Source organism: Roseateles toxinivorans (assembly GCF_004362525.1).
Classification (GTDB): Bacteria; Pseudomonadota; Gammaproteobacteria; order Burkholderiales; family Burkholderiaceae_C; genus Paucibacter; species Paucibacter toxinivorans.
Genome location: NZ_SNXS01000001.1, coordinates 25,179 through 45,575 on the forward strand (window position 1 = coordinate 25,179; position 20,397 = coordinate 45,575).

At 66.1% G+C, this 20,397-nt stretch carries 17 protein-coding genes and 1 pseudogene; 7 read left to right on the top strand and 11 right to left on the bottom strand.

What is annotated here, in order from left to right:
• Nucleotides 1-45: 45 nt before the first annotated feature.
• From DES47_RS00105 to DES47_RS00120, 4 genes are all read right to left on the bottom strand, one after another.
• The gene (locus DES47_RS00105) at nucleotides 46-1,311 is read right to left on the bottom strand and encodes a TRAP transporter large permease (RefSeq protein ID WP_133698648.1); all 1,266 of its coding nucleotides are present in this window, start codon (nucleotides 1,309-1,311) and stop codon (nucleotides 46-48) included.
• 27 nt (nucleotides 1,312-1,338) lie between these two features.
• Complete coding sequence (locus tag DES47_RS00110; RefSeq protein ID WP_133698649.1) at nucleotides 1,339-1,953, bottom strand: TRAP transporter small permease; 615 nt, start codon at nucleotides 1,951-1,953, stop codon at nucleotides 1,339-1,341.
• Between the two features lie 28 nt (nucleotides 1,954-1,981).
• Complete coding sequence (locus DES47_RS00115; protein WP_133698650.1) at nucleotides 1,982-2,896, bottom strand: dihydrodipicolinate synthase family protein; 915 nt, start codon at nucleotides 2,894-2,896, stop codon at nucleotides 1,982-1,984.
• Between the two features lie 226 nt (nucleotides 2,897-3,122).
• Complete coding sequence (locus DES47_RS00120; protein WP_133698651.1) at nucleotides 3,123-3,605, bottom strand: acyl-CoA thioesterase; 483 nt, start codon at nucleotides 3,603-3,605, stop codon at nucleotides 3,123-3,125.
• Nucleotides 3,606-3,869: 264 nt separating this feature from the next.
• Between DES47_RS00120 and DES47_RS00125 the strand changes: the two genes are divergently transcribed.
• On the top strand, nucleotides 3,870-6,197 hold the full coding sequence (locus tag DES47_RS00125) for a PEP-CTERM sorting domain-containing protein (protein WP_166651789.1): 2,328 nt from the start codon (nucleotides 3,870-3,872) through the stop codon (nucleotides 6,195-6,197).
• 42 nt (nucleotides 6,198-6,239) lie between these two features.
• On the opposite strand, the gene DES47_RS00130 is transcribed toward DES47_RS00125, so the two are convergent.
• From DES47_RS00130 to kdgD, 3 genes are read right to left on the bottom strand one after another with little or no spacing between them, the layout of a single operon-like run.
• Nucleotides 6,240-7,679 carry an aldehyde dehydrogenase family protein gene (locus DES47_RS00130; protein WP_133698653.1) on the bottom strand — a complete coding sequence of 480 codons (1,440 nt, stop codon included), beginning with the start codon at nucleotides 7,677-7,679 and terminating at the stop codon, nucleotides 6,240-6,242.
• Nucleotides 7,680-7,691: 12 nt separating this feature from the next.
• Nucleotides 7,692-9,026: a glucarate dehydratase gene (gudD, locus tag DES47_RS00135; RefSeq protein WP_133698654.1), complete on the bottom strand. Its 1,335-nt coding sequence runs from the start codon at nucleotides 9,024-9,026 to the stop codon at nucleotides 7,692-7,694.
• A gap of 6 nt (nucleotides 9,027-9,032) precedes the next feature.
• On the bottom strand, nucleotides 9,033-9,944 hold the full coding sequence (gene kdgD / locus DES47_RS00140) for a 5-dehydro-4-deoxyglucarate dehydratase (protein WP_133698655.1): 912 nt from the start codon (nucleotides 9,942-9,944) through the stop codon (nucleotides 9,033-9,035).
• A gap of 275 nt (nucleotides 9,945-10,219) precedes the next feature.
• Between kdgD and DES47_RS00145 the strand changes: the two genes are divergently transcribed.
• Nucleotides 10,220-11,197, top strand: a complete 978-nt coding sequence (locus DES47_RS00145; RefSeq protein ID WP_133698656.1) for a Bug family tripartite tricarboxylate transporter substrate binding protein — start codon at nucleotides 10,220-10,222, stop codon at nucleotides 11,195-11,197.
• Nucleotides 11,198-11,560: 363 nt separating this feature from the next.
• Nucleotides 11,561-13,147 carry a galactarate dehydratase gene (gene garD / locus DES47_RS00150; RefSeq protein ID WP_425057393.1) on the top strand — a complete coding sequence of 529 codons (1,587 nt, stop codon included), beginning with the start codon at nucleotides 11,561-11,563 and terminating at the stop codon, nucleotides 13,145-13,147.
• A 79-nt stretch (nucleotides 13,148-13,226) separates the two neighbouring features.
• Here garD (DES47_RS00150) and DES47_RS00155 read toward each other — a convergent pair whose 3' ends face one another.
• Together DES47_RS00155 and DES47_RS00160 are read right to left on the bottom strand one after the other, a co-directional pair.
• Nucleotides 13,227-13,928, bottom strand: a complete 702-nt coding sequence (locus DES47_RS00155; protein WP_133698657.1) for an aspartate/glutamate racemase family protein — start codon at nucleotides 13,926-13,928, stop codon at nucleotides 13,227-13,229.
• A 41-nt stretch (nucleotides 13,929-13,969) separates the two neighbouring features.
• Nucleotides 13,970-14,425: a YciI family protein gene (locus tag DES47_RS00160; protein ID WP_133698658.1), complete on the bottom strand. Its 456-nt coding sequence runs from the start codon at nucleotides 14,423-14,425 to the stop codon at nucleotides 13,970-13,972.
• Between the two features lie 94 nt (nucleotides 14,426-14,519).
• Between DES47_RS00160 and garD (DES47_RS29085) the strand changes: the two are divergent.
• The 4 genes and pseudogenes from garD (DES47_RS29085) to DES47_RS00180 form a co-directional block, all read left to right on the top strand.
• Nucleotides 14,520-14,737, top strand: a pseudogene (garD, locus tag DES47_RS29085) (galactarate dehydratase); the annotation flags it as partial.
• 206 nt (nucleotides 14,738-14,943) lie between these two features.
• Complete coding sequence (locus tag DES47_RS00170) at nucleotides 14,944-16,845, top strand: B12-binding domain-containing radical SAM protein (protein WP_133698659.1); 1,902 nt, start codon at nucleotides 14,944-14,946, stop codon at nucleotides 16,843-16,845.
• Nucleotides 16,846-17,047: 202 nt separating this feature from the next.
• On the top strand, nucleotides 17,048-17,539 hold the full coding sequence (locus DES47_RS00175) for an SRPBCC family protein (RefSeq protein WP_166651790.1): 492 nt from the start codon (nucleotides 17,048-17,050) through the stop codon (nucleotides 17,537-17,539).
• Complete coding sequence (locus tag DES47_RS00180) at nucleotides 17,536-18,345, top strand: alpha/beta hydrolase (RefSeq protein ID WP_133698661.1); 810 nt, start codon at nucleotides 17,536-17,538, stop codon at nucleotides 18,343-18,345. Before DES47_RS00175 ends, DES47_RS00180 begins: the two co-directional genes overlap by 4 nt.
• Nucleotides 18,346-18,373: 28 nt before the next feature.
• Here DES47_RS00180 and DES47_RS00185 read toward each other — a convergent pair whose 3' ends face one another.
• Both DES47_RS00185 and DES47_RS00190 read right to left on the bottom strand, forming a co-directional pair.
• Entirely contained in the window at nucleotides 18,374-19,399 is a 1,026-nt protein-coding gene (locus tag DES47_RS00185; protein WP_133698662.1) for a CsgG/HfaB family protein, read from the bottom strand.
• A gap of 42 nt (nucleotides 19,400-19,441) precedes the next feature.
• Entirely contained in the window at nucleotides 19,442-20,356 is a 915-nt protein-coding gene (locus DES47_RS00190) for a DMT family transporter (RefSeq protein ID WP_133698663.1), read from the bottom strand.
• Between the last annotated feature and the right edge of the window lie 41 nt (nucleotides 20,357-20,397).

Below are 20,397 nucleotides of genomic sequence, written 5' to 3' on the forward strand. Positions count from 1 at the left end.
TGCCAGAGCTTGCCGGGGTACCGCCAAGGTCTGACACACAAGTCTTTAGTTCAGTAGCGCGAGCGACAGGCTGGGGAACAGCGACAGCAGCACCAGCGCGACGCAGGAAATCAGGAAGAAGGGCAGGGTGACGATGAACATCTTTCCCGGCTTGGCGCCGGTGACGGCGGCGGCAACGAAGAAGCTCAGTCCCACCGGCGGTGACATCAGGCCCAGCACCAGATTGACCACCACGACCACGCCGAAGTGGCGCGGGTCGATGCCGTAGACCTCGGTGGCGATGGGCAGCAGGATGGGCACCGTCATGATCAGGCCGGGGATGCCATCGATCACCGTACCGATGATGAGCAGGATCACATTCACCAGCAGCAGGAAGGTGACCGGGTCCTTGGCCACCGACTGAATCCAGGCCGCCGCCGCCTGCGGCACCTTGCCGTAGATCAGCAGCCAGGAGAACACCGCCGCCGCGGCCACGAGGAACAGCACGATGGACGAGTAGACGGCCGCTCTCAGCAGTATCTGCGGCAGCATGCGGAACTGGAACTCGCGCGTCACATAGCGTCCCACCAGGGCGGAGACGACGGCACCGACCGCAGCCGACTCGGTCGGGTTGGCCACGCCGCCCAGGATGGAGCCGACGATGACGATGGGGATCAACAGCGTGGGCGAGGCATGCACGATGGTGCGGGCACGCTGGCGCAGGGTGCGCTTCTCGCTGCGTGGGTAGTTGTAGACCAGGCCCATGCAGGCGATGACGACGAAGAACAGCAGCGTCAGCAGGATGCCCGGCAGGATGCCGGCCATCAGCATATCGCCCACCGCCACCTGGGCCAGCACGCTGTAGACGACGAACATCACCGACGGCGGGATGATGGGCCCCAGCATGCCGCCATAGACGGTGATGCCGGCGGCGAAGGTCTTGTCGTAGCCCTGCTTCTCCATCTCGGGCACCATGATCTTGGACATGATGGCGACCTGGGCCGTGGCCGAGCCGATGATGGAGGCCAACATCATATTGGCCAGGATGTTGACGTAGGCCAGGCCGCCGCGCACCGCGCCGACGAAGCCCATCGCCAATTCCACCAGCCTGCGGGTGATACCGCCGCTGCTCATGATCTCGCCGATCAATATGAACAGCGGGATGGCGATCAGGCCGTAGCTGTCCACCCCGCCGAACATCTGGCTGGGGAAGGACTGCAGCAGCACGGTGTTGCCGTTGCTGTAGATGTAGACGATGCCCGACAGGCACAGGCACACGCCGATGGGCACGCCCACCAGCATGATGACGAGGAAGAAGATGCCGGTGATCATGGTGTGGGGTTGCCGCTCACAGGCCGCTCAGTTGACAGTTGCTTCGGCGTTGCCGAGATCGAAGCCCACCACGATGGCGCGGGGCTGCAGGCCGAGGTCTTCGACCAGGTTGGCGGCGGCGTGAATCGTGAAGGTGATGCCGAAGATGGGCAAAATCAGCTGCACCACCCAGGTCGGCCAGTTCAAGGTCTGGGTGCGCTCGGTGTAGAGGAAGTTGAAGCTGTCGGCGGCAAAGTCCTTGGCGTCGAAGCCATGGCTGGCAATGCCCACCGGATCCATCCACAGCCAGCACATGGCCAGCATCGCGCAGCCGAACAGAAACACCCCGGCGGTGGCCGTGGCCTTGAGGCGGCGTGCGGCGGTTTCGCCCAGATAGTCGGTCAGCAGGGTGACGGCGAAGTCCATGCGCAGCCGTGTCATCGCCGATGCGCCGACGAAGCACAGCCAGACCACCAGATAGACCGCCGCCTCGTCCACCCAGTAGATCGGCATGCCGGTGTAGCGGGTGACGACGTTGAGCAGTATCAGCAGGGTCAGCCCGCCCATCAGCACCATCAGCGCCAGGCGTTCGACTTGGAGGATGGCGCTGGAGGCCTGCTGCACCCAGCGCGCCCAGCCATGTGTTTTTGTGGTGTCTTGCATGGTGGGCCCGGTTTTGATGGTGGTGGCGTCAGGCGACCGAGCGGTACTTCTCGGGGCGGGTGGCCAATGCCTTCTCCACGACCGCGGTGACGAAGGCCCGCTCCTCGCCGATCAGCGGCAGGCGGGGGCGGCGCATATGCTCGCTGCCCACACCGACCAGCAGGTCGATCAGCTTCAGGTTCTGCACCAGCTTGTTCGACACATCGAGGTGCAGCATCGGCGTCATCCACTGGTAGAGCTTCAGCGCCTCGGCCCACTGGCCGGCCTTCATCAGCTCGAACAGCGCCACGTTCTCGCGCGGGAAGGCGCAGCCGACGCCGGCCAGCAGGCCATCGCAGCCCAGGGCCAGGCCCTCGTAGGCCAGATCGTCGACGCCGAGGAAGAGCTGATAGCGGTCGCCCAGCAGATTGCGCAGATCGGTGATGCGGCGGATGTCGCCGGTGCTTTCCTTGATCGCCTCAATCCACTTGCAGTCGGCCAGCTCCAGCATGTGCTCAGGCTTCAGGTCCACGCGGTAGGCGATCGGGTTGTTGTAGACCATCACCGGTTTCTGCGCGGCCTCGGCCATGGTGCGCACATTGAGCATGGCCTCGCGGGCGTCGGCGACATAGATCACCGAGGGCATGACCATGTATCCGGCCACGCCCAGCTTGTTCGCACCGTCGATATAGCGCAGCGCCTCGCGGGTGCTGGTCTCGGACACATTGGCCAGCACCGGCACGCGGCCTTCGGCGGCCTCCAGTGCGATACGGGCGACCTCGAGCTTCTCTTCCAGGGTCAGGGTGCTGGCCTCGCCCAGCGAGCCGCAGGTCACGATGCCGTGGATGCCGTTGCGGATCTGGAAATCGATGTGGCGGGCCGTGCCTTCGGCGTCGATGCGCTCATCGGCGAAGAACTTGGTCGTGATGGCGGGGAAGATGCCGGTCCAGCGGGTTGCGCTCATGTCGGGGGACTCCTGTGTGAGTGGCTTGATGCGTTGCTTGGAGTAAATATATTAGCAGTATTCTTGTAAAACATCAGTGAAAACCATTAGACGGACGCAGAGCGCTGCCAGCGCTTGAACACGTGCAAGGAGCATGCCCAGGACTGGCCTTCGAGACGCGACGGTCCGGGCCAGGGTCGGCAGGCGGAGTGGGGAAGGAGAAGAGCGCGGCGTGCCGGCCCGGGTCTCAGGCCGCGCCGCGCAGCGCCTCGAAGCGGGTGCCGAACTCGCGGCGCAGCTGCTTGCGCATCTCGGCCGCGGCGTGGCGCCGCAGCTCATCCGGCGTGGCAGGTGTCAGCACCGGCACGGCCACCGGCTTGCGCTCATCGTCAACGGCCACCATCGTGAAGAAGCAGCTGTTGGCATGGCGCACGGCCTGGGTGCGGATGTTCTCGGCCAGCACCTTGATGCCCACCTCCATCGACGAGGTGCCGGTGTGGTTGACGGCGGCCAGAAAAGTCACCAGCTCGCCCACATGGATGGGCTCGCGGAACATCACCTGATCGACAGACAGCGTCACCACATAGCGCGCCGCATAACGGCTGGCGCAGGCGTAGGCAACCTGGTCGAGGAACTTCAGAATGGTGCCGCCATGCACATTGCCGGCGAAGTTGGCCATATCGGGCGTCATCAACACCGTCATCGTCAGTTGGTGCGCGGGCAGATTCATCGCGGGTGCTTTCTGGCCGACGAGGATGCGGCACAGGGCACAGTGTAAAACCCAGCCATTTTGCGTTTCCCCGCAGGCCGGAGCGACGGGCGGTCTGCCCGTCCAAGCCCAGTGCTTCAAGTCTTTCGCGCTGGCTGTATGGCGCAGCCATTGAAACAAACGATACCGCGCCGAGCCGGCCTTGAAACCGCCGCGATACCTGGGGAAACGATGCTGCCGGCACTCGACGCCATTCCGGCTTCGTCCAGCCAAAAGACACTTGAAATGACAGCTCGCCACGACCCCATCGCTTCCTCGCCTGATGCCCAACGCCTGCGCCGCACCGCCTTGAGCCTTGCGCTTGCCGGTGTGCTCACCGGTGGCCTGGCGACCGCCGCGCATGCTGCCATCAGTTTTGATGTGCAGGCGCTGGGCCTGTTGCCCGGTGGCTCGACGATGACCGGCGCCGCGCTGTCGGACAGCGGCCAGGTGTCGGGCTACACCGATATGCTCAACGGCGGCATCGTCGCGACGCGCTGGGTCAACGGTGTGGCGACCGCCATGCAGCAGTTGCCGGGCACGATGCAGAGCATGGCGGGCGGCATCAATGCGTCTGGGGTGATGGCCGGCACTTCGTATGCGAACGGTGTCGGCCGGGCGGTGATCTGGCGCAGCAACAACCTGATCAGCGTGTTGCCGTCGTTTGGCAATGACAGCAGCAATTCGGCGTTTGCCGTCAATGACGCCGGAGTGGTTGTCGGCGCATCGAGCGCGGCCAACCAGCCCCTGCATGCGGTGATGTGGATCAATGGTCAGGTCGTCGACATCGGCGCGCATGCCTTGCTCAAGGGCAAGGGCTCGAGCGCAAAGGCGATCAACAACCTCGGCCAGCTGTTGCTGAGCAGCGCTGGCGGCGACTATGTCTGGCACAACGGCAGCCTGACTCTGTTGAACGCGCCAACAGGGGGCAGCAATGTGTCGCTCGACTCGATCAACGACCAGGGATGGGTGACCGGCAAGTTCAGCAATGCCCAGGGCAATGTCCACGCCGCCTTGTGGCGCAATGGCAGCGCCATCGACCTGGGCGACCTGAGCGGCGGCGCAGGGTCCAGCGCGGGCGTGCAGGTCAATGCCATCGGGCAGGTGGTGGGCAGCTCAACGGGCGGCAGCGGCGGCAATGGCACGGCTTTCATCTGGGGCGGGGGCCAGATGGTGCAGCTCGACAGCCTGCTGACCAACAGCGCCTGGACCTTGCTGGGGGCCCGGGCGATCAACGCATCGGGCCAGATCGTGGCCCTGGGGCAGAAGGCCGGTGCCTACGGCGATGTCCTGCTCACGCCCAAGGGCAGCCTCAAGTGGGCCGCCACCAGCGGCGGCAGCTTTGCCGACCCGACCAAATGGGACAGCGGCATCGGCTTCGCGCCGAGCCGGCTGCTGGACGCGCAGCTGATCTCGGCCGCGACGCAGAAGGTCATGGGGCCGGCCAGCGACCAGGACGTGCGGTCCCTGATCGTCGGCGGCGGCACGGGCACGATGACCCTGGCCCTGCAGTCCGGTGCGGTGCTGAATTCCCTCAACGGCACCCAGATCGAAGCGACCGGCGTGCTGACCGGTGACGGCACGCTCAAGGGCGGGCTGGGCAATGCCGGCACCGTGCGCGCCGACAACCTCAGCATCGCCGGCTCGTTCTACAACACCGGCCTGGTCAAGGGTGACGGCCGCATTGCCGTTGGCGTGCTGACCAACCTCGGTGGCGGCCGGGTCCAGTCCGCGGCGGGTTCGACGTTGAGGATTGCTGGCGGCCTGGCGAACACCGCCGGTGGCAGTGTCGAGTTGATCGGCGGCGCGACCGGCCAGGCCCGGCTCGAGGTCAGCGGCCTGCTCGACAATCAGAGTGGCGCGAGCATGAAGTTGCGCGATGCCTCGGTACAAGCTGGCCAGCTCGGCAATGCCGGTCAGATCGGCATCAGCTTTGGCACCACCGACATGTTCGGCAAGCTGACCAACGCGGCCGGTGCCAGCGTGATCGGATCCGGCGCATCGAACGTGACGTTCTGGGATGCTGTCACCAACCAGGGCGAGTTCCGGGCCAGCGCCGGTTCGCGGATGGTCTATTTCGGGCTGGTCAACGGCGCCGGCAGCTTCACCACCAATGGCGGCGGCAGCCACCGGTTCGAGGGCGGGTATACCCCGGGCAATTCACCGGCGGTCGTCACCGTCGGCGATGTGGAATTCGCCAGCGAGCTGGCGATGGAGCTGGCCGGCACCACGCCGGGCAATGGCGGTGCCCACCATGACAAGATCATCTTCACCGGCACGGTGCTGTTCGATGCGGGGGCCACGCTGAATGTGCTGACCCTGGACGGCTTCATCCCGCAGAGCGGTCAGCATTTCGACCTGTTCGACTTCACCCTGGCGCCGCAAGGGCAGTTTTCGGCGATCGCGCTGCCTGATCTGGCCCAGGGCCTGAGCTGGGATGTCAGCCAGCTCTACACCGCCGGCGAGATCAGTGTCGCCGGTGTGCCGTCCGCGGTGCCCGAACCCTCGACCTGGGCCGTCTTGCTGGCCGGCCTGTCGGTGCTGGCCTGGCGCAGGCGCGCCCGCGAGGCTTGAACCTGGCGCCCTCGGGGGTGACGACGCTGCGGCTGGCAACCCTCAGGCCATCGTGTAGCTGGTCTTGACCACGGTGTAGAACTCGGCCGCATACCGGCCCTGTTCGCGCGGGCCGTAGCTGGAGCCCTTGCGGCCGCCGAAGGGCACGTGGTAGTCCACGCCCGCGGTGGGCAGATTGACCATCACCATGCCGGCCTGCGAGTGGCGCTTGAAGTGCGTGGCGTATTTGAGCGAGGTGGTCGCGATGCCGGCCGCCAGGCCGAACGGCGTATCGTTGGCCAGCAGCAGCGCCTGCTCGTAGTCGCGGGCGCGCAGCACGCTGACCACCGGGCCGAACACCTCCTCGCGGTTGATGCGCATCTCGGGCGTGGTGTCGGTGATCAGCGCCGGACGCAGATAGAAGCCCGGCTGGCCCTCCGCGTTGCGCTCAATGGCCTCGCCGCCAAAGGCCAGGCGAGCGCCCTCGGCCTGGGCAATGCCGAGGTACTCCTGGTCCTGGCCGAGCTGGCTCTGGTCCACCACCGGGCCGATGTCGGTGCCGGCTTTGCGGGCATCGTCCACCTTCAAGCTCTTCATCTTCTCGATCACGGCGGCGACGAAGCGGTCATGGATGCCCTCGGTGACGATCAGCCTTGACGAGGCCGTGCAGCGCTGGCCGGTCGAGAAGAAGCCGCTCTGCACCGCGCAGTTGACGGCGACGCCCAGGTCCGCATCGTCGAGCACGATCATCGGGTTCTTGCCGCCCATCTCGAGCTGGAACTTGGCCATCCGTGCCACACAGGCGGCGGCCACCTTCTGGCCGGTGGCCACCGAGCCGGTGAAGGTGACGGCGGCAATGCGGGGATCGTCCAGCAAGGTGGCGCCGACCTCGGAGCCGCGTCCCATCACCAGATTGAAAACACCCTGCGGCAGGCCGCTGCGCGACAGGATTTCTGCAAGTGCCCAGGCCGAGCCCGGCACCAGATCGGCCGGCTTGAAGACCACGCAATTGCCATAGGCCAGGGCCGGGGCGATCTTCCAGGCCGGAATGGCGATGGGGAAATTCCAGGGCGTGATGATGCCTACCACGCCCAGCGCCTCACGCGTGATCTCGACGCCGACGCCGGGCCGCACCGAGGGCAGGGCCTCGCCACCGGGGCGCAGCGCCTCGCCGGCAAAGAACTTGAAGATATTGCCGGCGCGGGCGACCTCGCCGATCGCCTCGGGCAGCGTCTTGCCCTCCTCGCGGGCCAGCAGGTCACCGAGCTCGGCGCGGCGCGCCAGGATCTCGGTGCCGACGGCGTCGAGGATGTCGAAACGCTGCTGCGGCGTGCTCAGGCTCCAGGCCGGGAAGGCGGCCTCGGCGGCAGTAATCGCCAGCCGCGTCTGCGCCGCATCGGCCTGGGCGTACTCGCCGACCAGATCGCGCGTGTCCGACGGATTGATATTGCGCGAGATCCGTGCGCCGTCCAGCCATTCGCCGGCGATGAAATTCTTGTTCATGGCGTTTGCTTTCTAGCGGTCCAACGCGGGCCGCTTGGGATTGAAGGTCCAGTCTGGAATCAGGTATTGCATGGCCATCGCATCGTCGCGCGATCCGAGGCCATGCTGCAGGTACAGCTGGTGTGCTTTCTCGACCTCGCCCATATCGAGCTCGACACCGAGGCCGGGCTTCTTGGGCACCTGAACATGGCCGCCGACGATTTGCAGCGGATCCTTGGTCAGGCGCTGGCCGTCCTGCCAGATCCAGTGCGTGTCGATGGCCGTGACCCGACCCGGCGCGGCGGCGCCGACGTGCGTGAACATCGCCAGCGACACATCGAAATGGTTGTTCGAATGCGAGCCCCAGGTCAGGCCCCAGTCGCGGCAGGTCTGAGCCACGCGCACCGAGCCGGCCATGGTCCAGAAATGCGGATCGGCCAGCGGAATATCCACACTTTGCAGCGCCAGCGCGTGGGCGAGCTGGCGCCAGTCGGTGGCGACCATATTGGTGGCCGTGGGCAGACCGGTGGCGCGGCGGAACTCGGCCATCACCTCGCGGCCGGAGAAGCCGTCCTCGGCGCCGCAGGGATCTTCGGCATAGGCGACGACGCCGCGCATATCGCGCATCAGCCGGATCGCATCCTTGAGCAGCCAGCCGCCGTTGGGATCAAGCGTCACGCGGGCTGCGGGGAAGCGCTCGTGCAGCGCGCGCAAGGCCTCGACCTCGTCGTCGCCGCGCAGCACGCCGCCCTTCAACTTGAAGTCGTTGAAGCCATAGCGCTCGCGGGCCGCCTCGGCCAGGCGCACCACGGCCTCGGGCGTCATCGCCTTCTCGTGGCGAACGCGGAACCAGTCGTTGTCGGCGCCGGGCTCGGCGTTGTAGGGAAGGTCGGTCTTCGCCTTGTCACCGATGAAGAACAGATAGCCCAGCATCTCCACAGCCTCGCGCTGCTGGCCTTCGCCCAGCAGGGCGGCGACCGGCACATTGAGGTGCTGGCCCAGCAGGTCCAGCAACGCCGACTCGATCGCCGTGACCGCATGGATGGTGGTGCGCAGATCGAAGGTCTGCAGGCCGCGGCCACCGGCGTCGCGGTCGGCGAACTGCTGCTGCACCTGCTGCAGCAGCCGCTGCTGCGAGCCTAGCGGCTGGCCGACGATCAGCTCGGCCGCGTCTTCCAGGGTCTGGCGAATTTTTTCGCCACCGGGCACCTCGCCCACGCCGGTGCGGCCGGCGCTGTCAGTCAGTATCAGCAGATTGCGGGTGAAGAAGGGGCCGTGGGCACCGCTCAGATTGAGCAGCATGCTGTCGCGGCCGGCGACCGGGATCACGCGCAGCGCGGTGATCAGCGGGGTGGATGAGGTGCTCATGACAGGCTATTGTGGGCCGAGCCTGGAGATCAGGGCACCCAATTGATCGACCTCAGCCGGCAGCAGGTCCGACAGCGGCGGCCGCACCGGGCCGGCACTGTGGCCCGCCAAGGTTGCACCCGCCTTGACGATGGACACCGCATAGCCCTCGCCCTGGTTGCGCAGCGCGATATAGGGCAGGAAGAAGTCGCGTATCAGCCGGTCGCAGGTGGCCGTATCACTGGCGGCATGGGCGTTGTAGAAATCCATCGCGGTCTTGGGGATGAAGTTGAACACCGCCGACGAGTAGACCGGGCAGCCCATCGCCTTGTAGGCGCCGGCAAACAGCTCGGCCGTGGGCAGGCCGCCCAGATAGGCGAAACGCTCGCCCATGGTCTGGCGGATGGCAACGAACTTCTCGATGTCGCCGACACCATCCTTGAAGCCAATCAGATTCGGGCAGCGCTGGGCCAGCACCAGCAGGCTGGCCGGCGTCAGCTTGCAGGCTCCGCGGTTGTAGACGATGACGCCGATCTTGACGCTCTTGCACACCGCCTCGACGTGCGCGATCAGGCCGGCTTGGCTGCCCTCGGTCAGGTAGTGGGGCAGCAGCAGGATGCCCTGGGCACCGAGCGCTGCAGCCTCCTGCGCATACTTGATGGCCAGCGTGGTGCCGCCACCGGCGCCGGCGATGATGGGCGTGCGGCCGCGGCAGGTGTCCAGCGCCACCTTGATCACCTCGCTGAACTCGCCCGGTTCCAGCGAGAAGAACTCGCCGGTGCCACCAGCGGCAAACAGGGCCGAGGCGCCATAGGGCTGCAGCCACTCCAGGCGCTCGGCATAGGGCTTGGGCGAGAAGTTCAGCTCGCGGTCGAAGTCGGTCAGCGGGAAGGACAGCAGGCCGGCCTGCAACACGGTCTTGAGCTCTTGGGGCGACATGGACGGATCTCCGTAGATGAGGGCTGGGGGCGGGTGAACGGCAGGCCGGGGCCTGTCGCGATTCAAGTTGTGGGTCATCGTACAACTAGGATGGCAGCGTTGCTGTACGGGGAATCACTGATCGCATGCTGCATAGCAGCAATTCATCGAGCATGGGTCGAGTAACTACGTGGAATCCCTAGTCCCGTCCGTGGTCCATCCGATTAAAGTTCCGTTGATGTTGTATGACAACAGATGACACGGCTGCCATTCAAAACACCCCACCGGAGACTTTCATGCAACGCCGCACCCTGATCACCGCTTCACTGCTGGCCGGCCTCGCCGGCCTGTCCAACCTGGCCCTGGCCCAGGACGCCTGGCCCTCCAAGCCCATCAAGCTGATCGTGCCCTTTGCCGCCGGCGGCACCAGCGACATCCTGGGCCGACTGCTCGGCGAGAAGCTGCAGGCGGCGCTGAAACAGACGGTCATCATCGAGAACCGCGCGGGCGCAGGTGGTGTGGTCGGGGCCGACGCGGTGGCCAAGTCGCCGCCCGATGGCTATACCCTGCTGCTGGGCACCATTGCCAGCCATGCCATCAACCCGGCGATGAAGTCCAAGATGCCCTATGACGCGAGCAAGGACTTCGCCCACGTCGCGCTGCTGGGCAGCATCTCCAATGTGCTGCTGGTCGGCACCGACCAGCCCTTCAAATCGGTGAAGGACGTGATCACCGCCGCCAAGGCCAAACCGGACAGTATCGCCTTTGCCAGCGCCGGCCAGGGCAGCTCGCAACATATGTCGGGCGAGCTCTTCAAGCTCTTGGCCGGGGCCGATCTGGCCCATGTGCCTTACAAGGGCAGCGCCCCGGCGATACAGGACCTGATCGGCAACCAGATTCCCAGCAGCTTCGAGACCGTCACCGTGGCCCTGCCGCATATCCAGGCCGGCAAGGTCAGGGCGCTGGCCGTGACCTCGGCGCAACGCAGCGCGGCCCTGCCCAATGTGCCGACGATGCAGGAGGCCGGCGTGCCGGGCTTCGATGTGTCGAGCTGGCAGGCCATGTATGCGCCGGCCGGCACGCCGGTGGCCATCGTCACCCGGTTGAACAGCGAGATCGAGAAGATCCTGGCCATGCCCGAGGTGAAGGCCAGGCTGGACACGCTGGGCCTGGTCCACAACCCGCTGACGCCGGCCCAGTTCGCCGACTTCAACCGCCAGGAAATCGCCAAGTGGACGCGCGTGGCCCGCGAGGGCAAGGTGCAGCTGGACTGAAGTGAAGCTGTTCGCCTCTCCGCGCAGCGTGGATGCTTGGCGCCTCGCTGCTTCTTGGTGGCAGAGGGGCCAGGGGGCCGGCCGCGGCGGGCTGAAGCTTGGGCCGGTCCCTTCGGCCCGACCTCCAGCTTCCTTATGCCCGCCGACCCAGATTACGGCGCGAGCTCTGCGTATTGGCGAGCGGGCGCATCCGTGACAGCAGGGATGAGGGCGTGCCGGTCGCAGCGGGCATAAAGAAGCCGAGGTCCGGTCCGTCCAGGGCCGGACGATGCTTCAGCCCGCAGCGGCCGGCGCGCCCTCGTCCCTGCCGCTACTCAATTCGAACGTGTTGTGCGTCGCACGAAGCGCAATGGAGCCACTGATATGAGCGAGATCTCGCGACCGGCGTTGACCATACGCATGCATGGAGACGACAACGTCGCCATCGTCGCCAACGACGGCGGGCTGGCCGCCGGCACCCTGCTGCCCGCGGGCGTGCCCGGGGCCGGCATCACGCTGCGCGACAAGGTGCCGCAGGGCCACAAGGTGGCGCTGGCTGATATAGCTCAAGGAGCGATCGTGCGGCGCTACAACGTGCCCATAGGCTATGCGCTGAAAGACATCCCGGCCGGCAGCTGGGTGCACGAGCGCCTGCTGCAGATGCCGGCGGCACGTGCGCTGGAGGGGCTACCCATCGCCACCGTGCGCCCGCCCGAGCTTGCTCCGCTGCAGGGCTATACCTTCGAGGGCTACCGCAATGCCGACGGCTCGGTGGGCACGCGCAACATCCTGGCCATCACGACCACCGTGCAGTGCGTGGCCGGCGTGGTGGCGCAGGCGGTGGCCCGCATCAAGAGCGAGCTGCTGCCGTTGTTCCCCAACGTCGATGACGTGATCGGGCTGGAGCACAGCTATGGCTGCGGCGTGGCCATCGATGCGCCCGACGCGGTGATACCGATACGCACCTTGAAGAACATCTCGCTGCACCCGAACTTCGGCGGCGAGGTGATGGTGGTCAGCCTGGGTTGCGAGAAGCTGCAGCCCGACCGTCTGTTGCCGCCGGGCAGCTTCCCGATTACCGATGAGCGCGACCCGGCGTTGGGCCCGGAGACGGTGTGCCTGCAGGCCGACCACCACGTCGGCTTCATGTCGATGCTGGACGACATCCTGCAAAGCGCCAGGCCGCATTTGGCACGGCTCGATGCGCGACGCCGCGAGACGATTCCGGCCAGCGAGCTGGTGGTGGGTGTGCAGTGTGGCGGCAGCGATGCGTTCTCGGGCGTCACCGCCAACCCGGCCGTCGGCTTCTGTGCCGATCTCTTGGTGCGCGCTGGCGCCACCGTGATGTTCAGCGAGAACACCGAGGTGCGCGACGCCGTCGAGCAGCTCACCAGCCGCGCCGCCACGCCCGAGGTGGCCGAGGCCATCATCCGCGAGCTGGGCTGGTACGACCGCTACCTCGACCGTGGCCGCGTCGACCGCTCGGCCAACACCACGCCCGGCAACAAGGCCGGCGGCCTGTCCAATATCGCCGAGAAGGCGATGGGCTCCATCATCAAGAGCGGCAGCTCGGCGATCTCGCATGTGCTGGCACCCGGCGAAAAGCTGAAGACCGAGCAGCGTGGCCTGGTCTATGCCGCCACCCCCGCCAGCGACTTCATCTGCGGCACCCTGCAACTGGCCGCCGGCATGAATCTCCACGTCTTCACCACCGGCCGCGGCACGCCCTACGGCCTGGCCGAATGCCCTGTGATCAAGGTGGCCACGCGCAGCGACCTGGCCCGCCGCTGGCACGACCTGATGGACGTCAACGCCGGCAAAGTGGCCGACGGCGAGGCCAGCATCGAAGACCTGGGCTGGGAGCTGTTCCGCCTGATGCTGGACGTGGCCAGCGGCCGCAGGAAGACCTGGGCGGAGCATTGGAAGTTGCACAACTCGCTGGTGCTGTTCAATCCGGCGCCGGTGACTTGAGCTTGTGCTCGCCGCGTTTCGTGCGCATGGGTGACGTCCAGGTCATCGGAGCCAGGGGCATTCTTCGCCGCGCTATGTCTTACCCGGCGCATGTGCCCACTGCTCGCCGAAGCGCGGCCCGGGCGAGCAGCCGCGTTGAATCCAGTGTCGGCAACGGAGAGTTGGCGTCGCTCACGATCAGTGGAATCTCGGTGCAGCCGAGTACGACCGCATCGCATTGCTGCGTTTTGAACGACTGAATCACCGTTTGGAAGTACGTAGCCGCTGCCGGCGTGGTCACCCCATAGACGAGTTCGTCCATGATGATTCGGTTCATCTCGTCGCGTTCCCTGGCGCTCGGGCGCAGGTACTGAAGGCCCTTGGCGACCAGCTTGTCTGGATAGACCTCGCTATCAACAAGCCAGCGGGTTCCCGTGATGCCCAGGCGCTTGTATCCGTGCTCGGATGCCGCCAAGGCGACTTCCTCTGCTATGTGCAGCCACGGAAGTGGGGAGAGGGATTCAACGTGATGGAAGGCTTGATGAATGGTGTTGTCGGGGCAGATCAGGAAGTCGGCCCCTGCGCTTGCCAGCTTTCTTGCAGAAGCCAACATGAGCGCTCCAACGCCCTCCAGGTCGCCTCGGTCCAGGCAGCTTACATAGTCGGCGAGCGAGGGCGTGTGCATTGAAACTTCTGGGTGGGCGTGTGGCCCAAGCAGGCCAGCGCCTTCCGCGCATATCGTGCGATAGCAAAGGGCTGCACCCTCGGCCGAACAGCCAACGATTCCGATGTGTAGAGGCATGGTCAGAGCGGTGTGTTTGTGAAGACTAGCGCATATATGGGTCAGGCTTGGCCTGCACTTGTTGCTCGCGACTGCCAGGCCGAAGCGCTCCACGCTGGCGCAGCCTCAGCGATCAGTTTGAGAATCTCAGGCGGCAGGTCTGCCGCGCCTGTCAGTTGCCGAACCTCCAGGATGTCGTCCGCCCCAAAGCCAGACGGAGCGCGCAGAGCCCATTGAATCGCCTCGTCAAGCGAGCCCACCTCGATCAGGTAAAAGCCTCCGACCAGTTCCTTGGACTCGGCGAAGGGGCCGTCCACAAGATAGCGCTTGCCATCGGCCACCGCGATGCGGGCGCCTGGCGCTGCAGGGTTGAGGCCCTCGGAGGCTACAAGCACGCCGGCTTGGTGCATCTCCTCGTTGAAGCGCATGTACGCCTTGAAGAGTTCCGCATCGAAGTCTGACGGTTGTTGGGTCTTCTTCGTCTCAGTACTCGGCTGCGCCGTGATGATGAACCGCATGCCTGCTCTCCAAATGTGGGTGGGTCCCGGTGATGCTACGACGAGTGAGCGCCGGGGAAATCGACAGGTCCGCTGCCTTCAAAGGCAGCGGCGCGTCTTCACCACCCGCCGTCGCACGCTCAGCGGCTTGGCTGAATGCCCAGTGATCAAGGTGGCGACACGCAGCGACTTGGCCGACCGCTAGCACGACCTGGTGGGTCAACGCAGGTAAGGTGGCCGATGGCGAAGCCAGCATCGAAGAACTGGGCGGAGCATTGGAAGTTGCACAACTCTTTTGTTTTGTTCAATTCGCCTCCACGAAGGTCGGAGTGATTCACAGGCAAGAACGGGGTTATCTAGGACCCGGCCTAACTGATACCGCTCGCAAGGCTCCGTCTCGGGCCTCTTGCCTGGGAATCAGACAAAGCCGTGCCGACCCTCACAAAGCCTCGCGCGTAGCTGGAGCGCAGAGAGCGCCAACAGTCAAACTGGCAAAATAGGGCCCGCTCCCTCCCAGCCTTGCCCCCAGGCGCCCGCCCATGTCAGCCCAGCCCCCCCGTATCCTGTCCGTCATCCCCCCGATGACGCAGCTGAATACGCCGTACCCGTCCACCGCCTACCTGACCGGGTTTCTGCGTTCGCGGGGATTCGACGCGGTGCAGGAGGATCTGGCGCTGGCGCTGATGCTGAAGCTGTTCTCCAGCGAAGGGCTGCAGGCGCTGCATGCCCAGATTGAAGCCACGCCCAAGCGCACAGCGCGCGTGGATCTGTTCATGCGGCAGTACTCGCGCTATCTGGCGACCCTGAAGCCGGCGATGGCCTTTCTGCAGGGCCGCGATTCCACTCTGGCGCACCGCATCTGCAGCCGAGCCTTTTTGCCCGAGGGGCCGCGCTTCGAGTCGCTGGATGTGTATATCGACGAAGACGGCGGTGACCCGCTGGCCTGGGCCTTCGGCGCTCTGGGCCTGCAGGACAAGGCCCGCCATCTGGCGACGCTGTATCTGAACGATCTGGCCGATGTGCTGCGCGACGCGATCGATCCGCGCTTCGAGTTCGTGCGCTATGCCGAGCAGCTGGCGCAGAGTCAGCCGACCTTCGACCCGCTGGCCGAGGCGTTGGCCGCGCCGCTGAATCTGGTCGATGAGACGCTGCGCGAGCTGACGTTGGCGGCGATTGCCCGCCACCGGCCGACGCTGGTGCTGATCTCGGTGCCATTCCCGGGTGCCGTCTATGCCGCCTTCCGCATCGCCCAGGCGATCAAGGCGCAAGACCCGACCCTTGTCACCGTGCTCGGCGGCGGCTTCGTCAACACCGAGCTGCGCGAGTTGAGTGACGCGCGGGTGTTCGATTACTTCGACTATGTGACCCTGGATGCCGGCGAGCGGCCGCTGCTGGCACTGCTGGACCATCTGGCCGGCAAGCGCTCGCAGCAACGGCTGGTGCGCACCTTTGTGCGCACGGAAGGGGCTGTGCGTTACATCAACCTGGTCGAGCCCGACATCGCCTTCGCCGAGGTCGGTACGCCGACCTGGGACGGCCTGCCGCTGGACCAGTACCTGTCGCTGCTGGACATGCTCAACCCCATGCACCGGCTGTGGTCAGACGGACGCTGGAACAAGCTCACCGTGGCGCACGGTTGCTACTGGAAGAAGTGCAGCTTCTGCGATGTGTCGCTGGACTACATCTCGCGCTATGACGGCGCCTCGGCCGCCACCTTGGTGGACCGCGTGCAGGCCATCGTCACCGAGACCGGCCAGACCGGTTTTCACTTTGTGGACGAGGCGGCACCGCCCAAGGCCTTGAAGGCACTGGCCGCCGAGCTGATGCGCCGCCAGGTTGAGATCTCCTGGTGGGGCAATATCCGCTTCGAGAAGACCTTCAGCCCCGAGCTGTGCCAGCAGCTGGCCGATAGCGGCTGCATTGCCATCTCGGGCGGCCTGGAGGTGGCCTCGGACCGACTGCTGACCCTGATGAAGAAGGGCGTGTCGGTGGAGCAGGTGGCGCGTGTCACCAAGGGCTTCTCGGATGCTGGCATTCTGGTTCACGCCTATCTGATGTACGGCTTCCCGACGCAGACGGTGCAGGATACGGTCGATGCGCTGGAGTATGTGCGCCAGCTGTTCGAGCAGGGCTGCATACAGAGCGGCTTCTTCCACCGCTTTGCCTGCACCGTGCACTCGCCGGTGGGGCAGGACCCGGCCGCCTATGGCGTGACCCTGCAGCCGCTGCCGCCGGTGTCATTCGCGAAGAACGATGTCGGTTTCCATGACCCGACCGGCGTCGATCACGACGCGCTGGGTCTGGCGCTGAAGAAGGCGCTGTACAACTATATGCACGGCATCGGCCTGGACGAGGACGTGCGCAGCTGGTTCAAGGGCCATGTGCCCAAGACCACCGTGCATCGGCATCGCATTGCCCGCGCATTGACCAGCCGGGCCTAGACAGTTCCGGCCAGGGAACATTTCCCCGCCCGGCGACTCTGAGCGGCTCCCCGTCCGGTTCTTCACGCCAACCCCCCATCAGCCGTCCCGTCTTGCAAGACGTTGAGGAAGTATTTCAGTTGCAAGCGGCGGTGACATGCCTTGCATCCGAAAGCGGTGCCCGTGCGTAATGGGCGGGTATGGCATTTGGGAGACCCGGCGCATGTTGATGTCCAAACTCGCGCAACGCAATCTGATCTTGAAACTCGAAGCCGCTCCCGTAGTCACCAGCGTCATCGCCATCGCTCGCCCAGCCGCCGAAGTGTTTGATTTTGTATCCACACCGGCCCATTGGTCGCGCTGGCACCCCGCCACCCGCCTGGTACGCGAGGCACCTGAGCGCCCACTGGTGCTGGGTGAAACCGTGCTGGAGCATATCGGCATGGTTGGCCGGCGCTTTCAGGCCCGCTGGACCGTCTGTGCCTGCGAGCCAGTCAATCGCTGGGCCATCGCCACAGACACGCCGCATGGCGTGGCCCGCATCACCTACCTGATCGTCGCCGAGGGCACCGGTTGCCGCTTCGAGCGCAGGCTGCAGTTCCGCTCGAAGTTCTGGCTCTGGCGCCTGTTCGACGCCAACCTGACGCGCTGGGTGCTGGAGCATCAATCCTCACGCGCGCTGAGGCGGCTCAAGATACTGCTGGAAGCGCGATGAGCCTCAACTGGCCGCGCCTGGCTGCGGGGGCCGCGCTGCTGACCTTCAGCGGCTATGGGCTGGCCATGGGCTGGCTCTATCTGCGGCAGGAGCAGTTGCTGTTCCAGCCCGATGTGCTGCCGGCCGACCATCGCTTTGCGCTCGGCGACGATGTCCATGAGCTGAGCCTGAACGTGCCCGGCGCGCGCCTGTCGGCGCTGCACCTGAAGCTGCCCCGGCCCAAGGGCGTGGTGTTCTTCCTGCATGGCAACGCCGGCAGCCTGCAGAACTGGTTCGTCAACATCGACTTCTACCGGCGGGCCAACTACGACCTGTTCATGCTGGACTACCGGGGCTACGGCAAGAGCACCGGCCGCATCGATAGCGAAGCTCAGCTGCGCGCCGATGTGCGCATGGCCTGGGAGCAGGTGGCGCCGCAATACACGGGCCTGCCTCGCGTCATCTACGGCCGTTCGCTGGGCACCGGCCTGGCCGCCGGCCTGGCGGCCGAGGTCGGGCCGGAACTGACGGTGCTGGTGTCGCCCTACAGCAGCATGCAGGCGCTGATGCGCGAGCATTTTCCACTGGTGCCGTCGGCGCTGCTGCGCTATCCGCTGGACACCGGCCTTGCCGCAGCGCAGATTGCGCGCCCGCTGCTGCTGGTCCATGGCACCCGGGACCCGCTGATTGCGCCGGCCCACAGCGTGGCGCTGCGCGCGCAGGCGCCGGCCGCCAGGCTGGTCTATATCGAGGGCGCGGCGCACAACGATGTCCACCAGTTCGACAGCTATCTGCGCCTGTTCTCCGAGACGCTGGCGGCCTTGTAGAGGGCGCCGGGCGCCAGAAGCTGAGAAGTTAGGGCTTCTTCAGCAGGATCTTCTTGACCCAGCCCTCGCCGCGGCCCGACTGCACCTTCAGGAAGCCGTTGCGCTCTTCGCCGAGGTAGATCACTTCGTCCGTGCGCTGCAGCGACTGCAGCTCGGGCGCGCCGTCCTGGGCCTGGCGCAGCACCTTGGCGCCGGAAATCTTGGGCACCATCACATCGCCCTCGGCGGCCGCGCCGGCCTGCACGCTGGCGGCGGCATTCTGCTTCGAGGCAGTGCCCGAGGTGGCCTGTATCAGCGAGGGGTTGTTGCGGATTGCGCGGACGATGTTGTTCCAGTTGTCGATGAAGGAGGCCACCACCACCTTGCCCTCGTTGGTGCTGGTGTAGCCGCCCAGCGAGGCGCCACCGCCGCCGCCGAATAGCGCGCCACCCAGCGCAAAGTCGGTCTTCTCGGCGCTGCCCTCGGCCGCAGCCACCTGTATGCCTGAGCGGGTGTCCACCAGCAGCATGCTGGTCTGTGCCTGCTTGAACTTCAGTCCGCCGACCAGGCCACCGATCAGGCCGGCACGCCCGCCCAGCAGGCCCAGCACGCCGCCGCCAACGCCGCCGGCATTGTTGTCGGAGAACACCACGCTGGGGGTGACGATGAAGTCCGCCGCCACCATCTGGCCTGCGCCGACGTTTTGCCCGCCCTGCATCTGGCCCGATTGCGACAGCGCCCGCTCCTGCATCATGTTCTGCATCGCCGCGCCGCGCTCGACGATCTGGAAGCAGTTGGACTGCTGCACCAGCATCCGTATCACCGCGGTCGGCGAGCCCAGGCCATAGCGTTGCAGATTCATGCCGACCTGGTTCTGCGGCTCGACCACGGCCAGGGTGCCCTTGGGCGTTTCGCAGCGCTCCAGCTGCGCATTGGCGTTCTGCGCGCCGTCGGGCCCCGCGCTGCCGCTGGCCATGGAGCCGCCCTTGCCCAGTTCCTGCGCGCCCGCGAGCAGCGGCATACCGGCAACCAGCATGCCCAGGCTCAGGCGCTGCAATTGGTGGAACTTGGACATGGTGGAGGCTCCCGTTGAGGCGTTGATTGATCTCGTTTGATTCTAGCCAGCTTGGCGTCGCGACGATACCGCGATGCCGGCTGCGATCAGCACAAAGGCGGCGCCATGAAACCACTGCGGCCATTCGCCCAGCAGCGCCGCCGACAGCAGGGCCGCAAACACGGGCGTCAGATTGCTGAAGAAGGCGGCCACGGCGGGGCCAACGGCCATCACGCCCAGACCCCAGCAGCGGTAGGCAATCACCGAGGGGCCGATCGCCACATAGGCCAGGGCCAGCAGTAGCCAGGGGCTCCAGGCGATAGGCATCGGGGTCAGTTCATGCTCGATGCCGGCGGTGAAGCCGGAGAAGAACAGGCCGAACAGCGTCTGCACCAGCAGGAACTCGGCCCAGCCCCAGGCCGGCCGGGCCTCGCCCTGCATGCTGGCCGGGGGCCGGGCCAGCAGCCAGCTGTAGCCGCCCCAGCACATCACGGCCACCAGCATCAGCAGATCGCCGGCGACGAAGTGCACCCGCGCCAGCGCCGACAGATCGCCGCGCGACAGCACCAGGGCCACGCCCAGCAGCGACAGCAGGGCGCCGATCAGTTGCCGGCGCTGCGGAGGCTCGCGGTAGCACAGCGCGCCTATCAGCAGCATCCACACCGGCATGCTGGCCGCGATCAAGGTCACGTTCAGCGGCGTGGAGGTGCGCAGGGCCAGGTACTGCAGCGTGTTGTAGCTGCCCACGCCAAGCAGACCCAGCGGCGCCAGATAGCGCCAGCGCCGGGTGATCTCGCCCGGCCGCCGCAGCGCCCGCCACCCCAGCGGCAGCAGCAGGCTCAAAGCCAGGGCCCAGCGCAGCAGGTTCAACATCGCCGGCGAGATGCTGGTCACGGCCAAGCGGCCGACGATGGCGTTTCCGGCCCACAGCAGGGGCGGCAGCAACAGGAGCAGGGCGATACGTGGCGTGAGTGTCATCGGGAGCGTGGAAAGAGGGGCACCCGAGCGGGCGGGCCGGA

Bases quoted from the DNA above. Each gene is read 5' to 3' on its own strand.
- DES47_RS00110 (WP_133698649.1), bottom strand. From the start codon at position 1,953: ATGCAAGACACCACAAAAACACATGGCTGGGCGCGCTGGGTGCAGCAG.
- garD (WP_425057393.1), top strand. From the start codon at position 11,561: ATGAGCGAGATCTCGCGACCGGCGTTGACCATACGCATGCATGGAGAC.
- DES47_RS00105 (WP_133698648.1), bottom strand. From the start codon at position 1,311: ATGATCACCGGCATCTTCTTCCTCGTCATCATGCTGGTGGGCGTGCCC.
- DES47_RS00175 (WP_166651790.1), top strand. From the start codon at position 17,048: ATGTTGATGTCCAAACTCGCGCAACGCAATCTGATCTTGAAACTCGAA.
- DES47_RS00115 (WP_133698650.1), bottom strand. From the start codon at position 2,896: ATGAGCGCAACCCGCTGGACCGGCATCTTCCCCGCCATCACGACCAAG.
- DES47_RS00190 (WP_133698663.1), bottom strand. From the start codon at position 20,356: ATGACACTCACGCCACGTATCGCCCTGCTCCTGTTGCTGCCGCCCCTG.
- DES47_RS00185 (WP_133698662.1), bottom strand. From the start codon at position 19,399: ATGTCCAAGTTCCACCAATTGCAGCGCCTGAGCCTGGGCATGCTGGTT.
- DES47_RS00180 (WP_133698661.1), top strand. From the start codon at position 17,536: ATGAGCCTCAACTGGCCGCGCCTGGCTGCGGGGGCCGCGCTGCTGACC.
- DES47_RS00155 (WP_133698657.1), bottom strand. From the start codon at position 13,928: ATGCCTCTACACATCGGAATCGTTGGCTGTTCGGCCGAGGGTGCAGCC.
- kdgD (WP_133698655.1), bottom strand. From the start codon at position 9,944: ATGTCGCCCCAAGAGCTCAAGACCGTGTTGCAGGCCGGCCTGCTGTCC.
- DES47_RS00170 (WP_133698659.1), top strand. From the start codon at position 14,944: ATGTCAGCCCAGCCCCCCCGTATCCTGTCCGTCATCCCCCCGATGACG.
- DES47_RS00120 (WP_133698651.1), bottom strand. From the start codon at position 3,605: ATGAATCTGCCCGCGCACCAACTGACGATGACGGTGTTGATGACGCCC.
- DES47_RS00145 (WP_133698656.1), top strand. From the start codon at position 10,220: ATGCAACGCCGCACCCTGATCACCGCTTCACTGCTGGCCGGCCTCGCC.
- gudD (WP_133698654.1), bottom strand. From the start codon at position 9,026: ATGAGCACCTCATCCACCCCGCTGATCACCGCGCTGCGCGTGATCCCG.
- DES47_RS00125 (WP_166651789.1), top strand. From the start codon at position 3,870: ATGACAGCTCGCCACGACCCCATCGCTTCCTCGCCTGATGCCCAACGC.
- DES47_RS00130 (WP_133698653.1), bottom strand. From the start codon at position 7,679: ATGAACAAGAATTTCATCGCCGGCGAATGGCTGGACGGCGCACGGATC.
- DES47_RS00160 (WP_133698658.1), bottom strand. From the start codon at position 14,425: ATGCGGTTCATCATCACGGCGCAGCCGAGTACTGAGACGAAGAAGACC.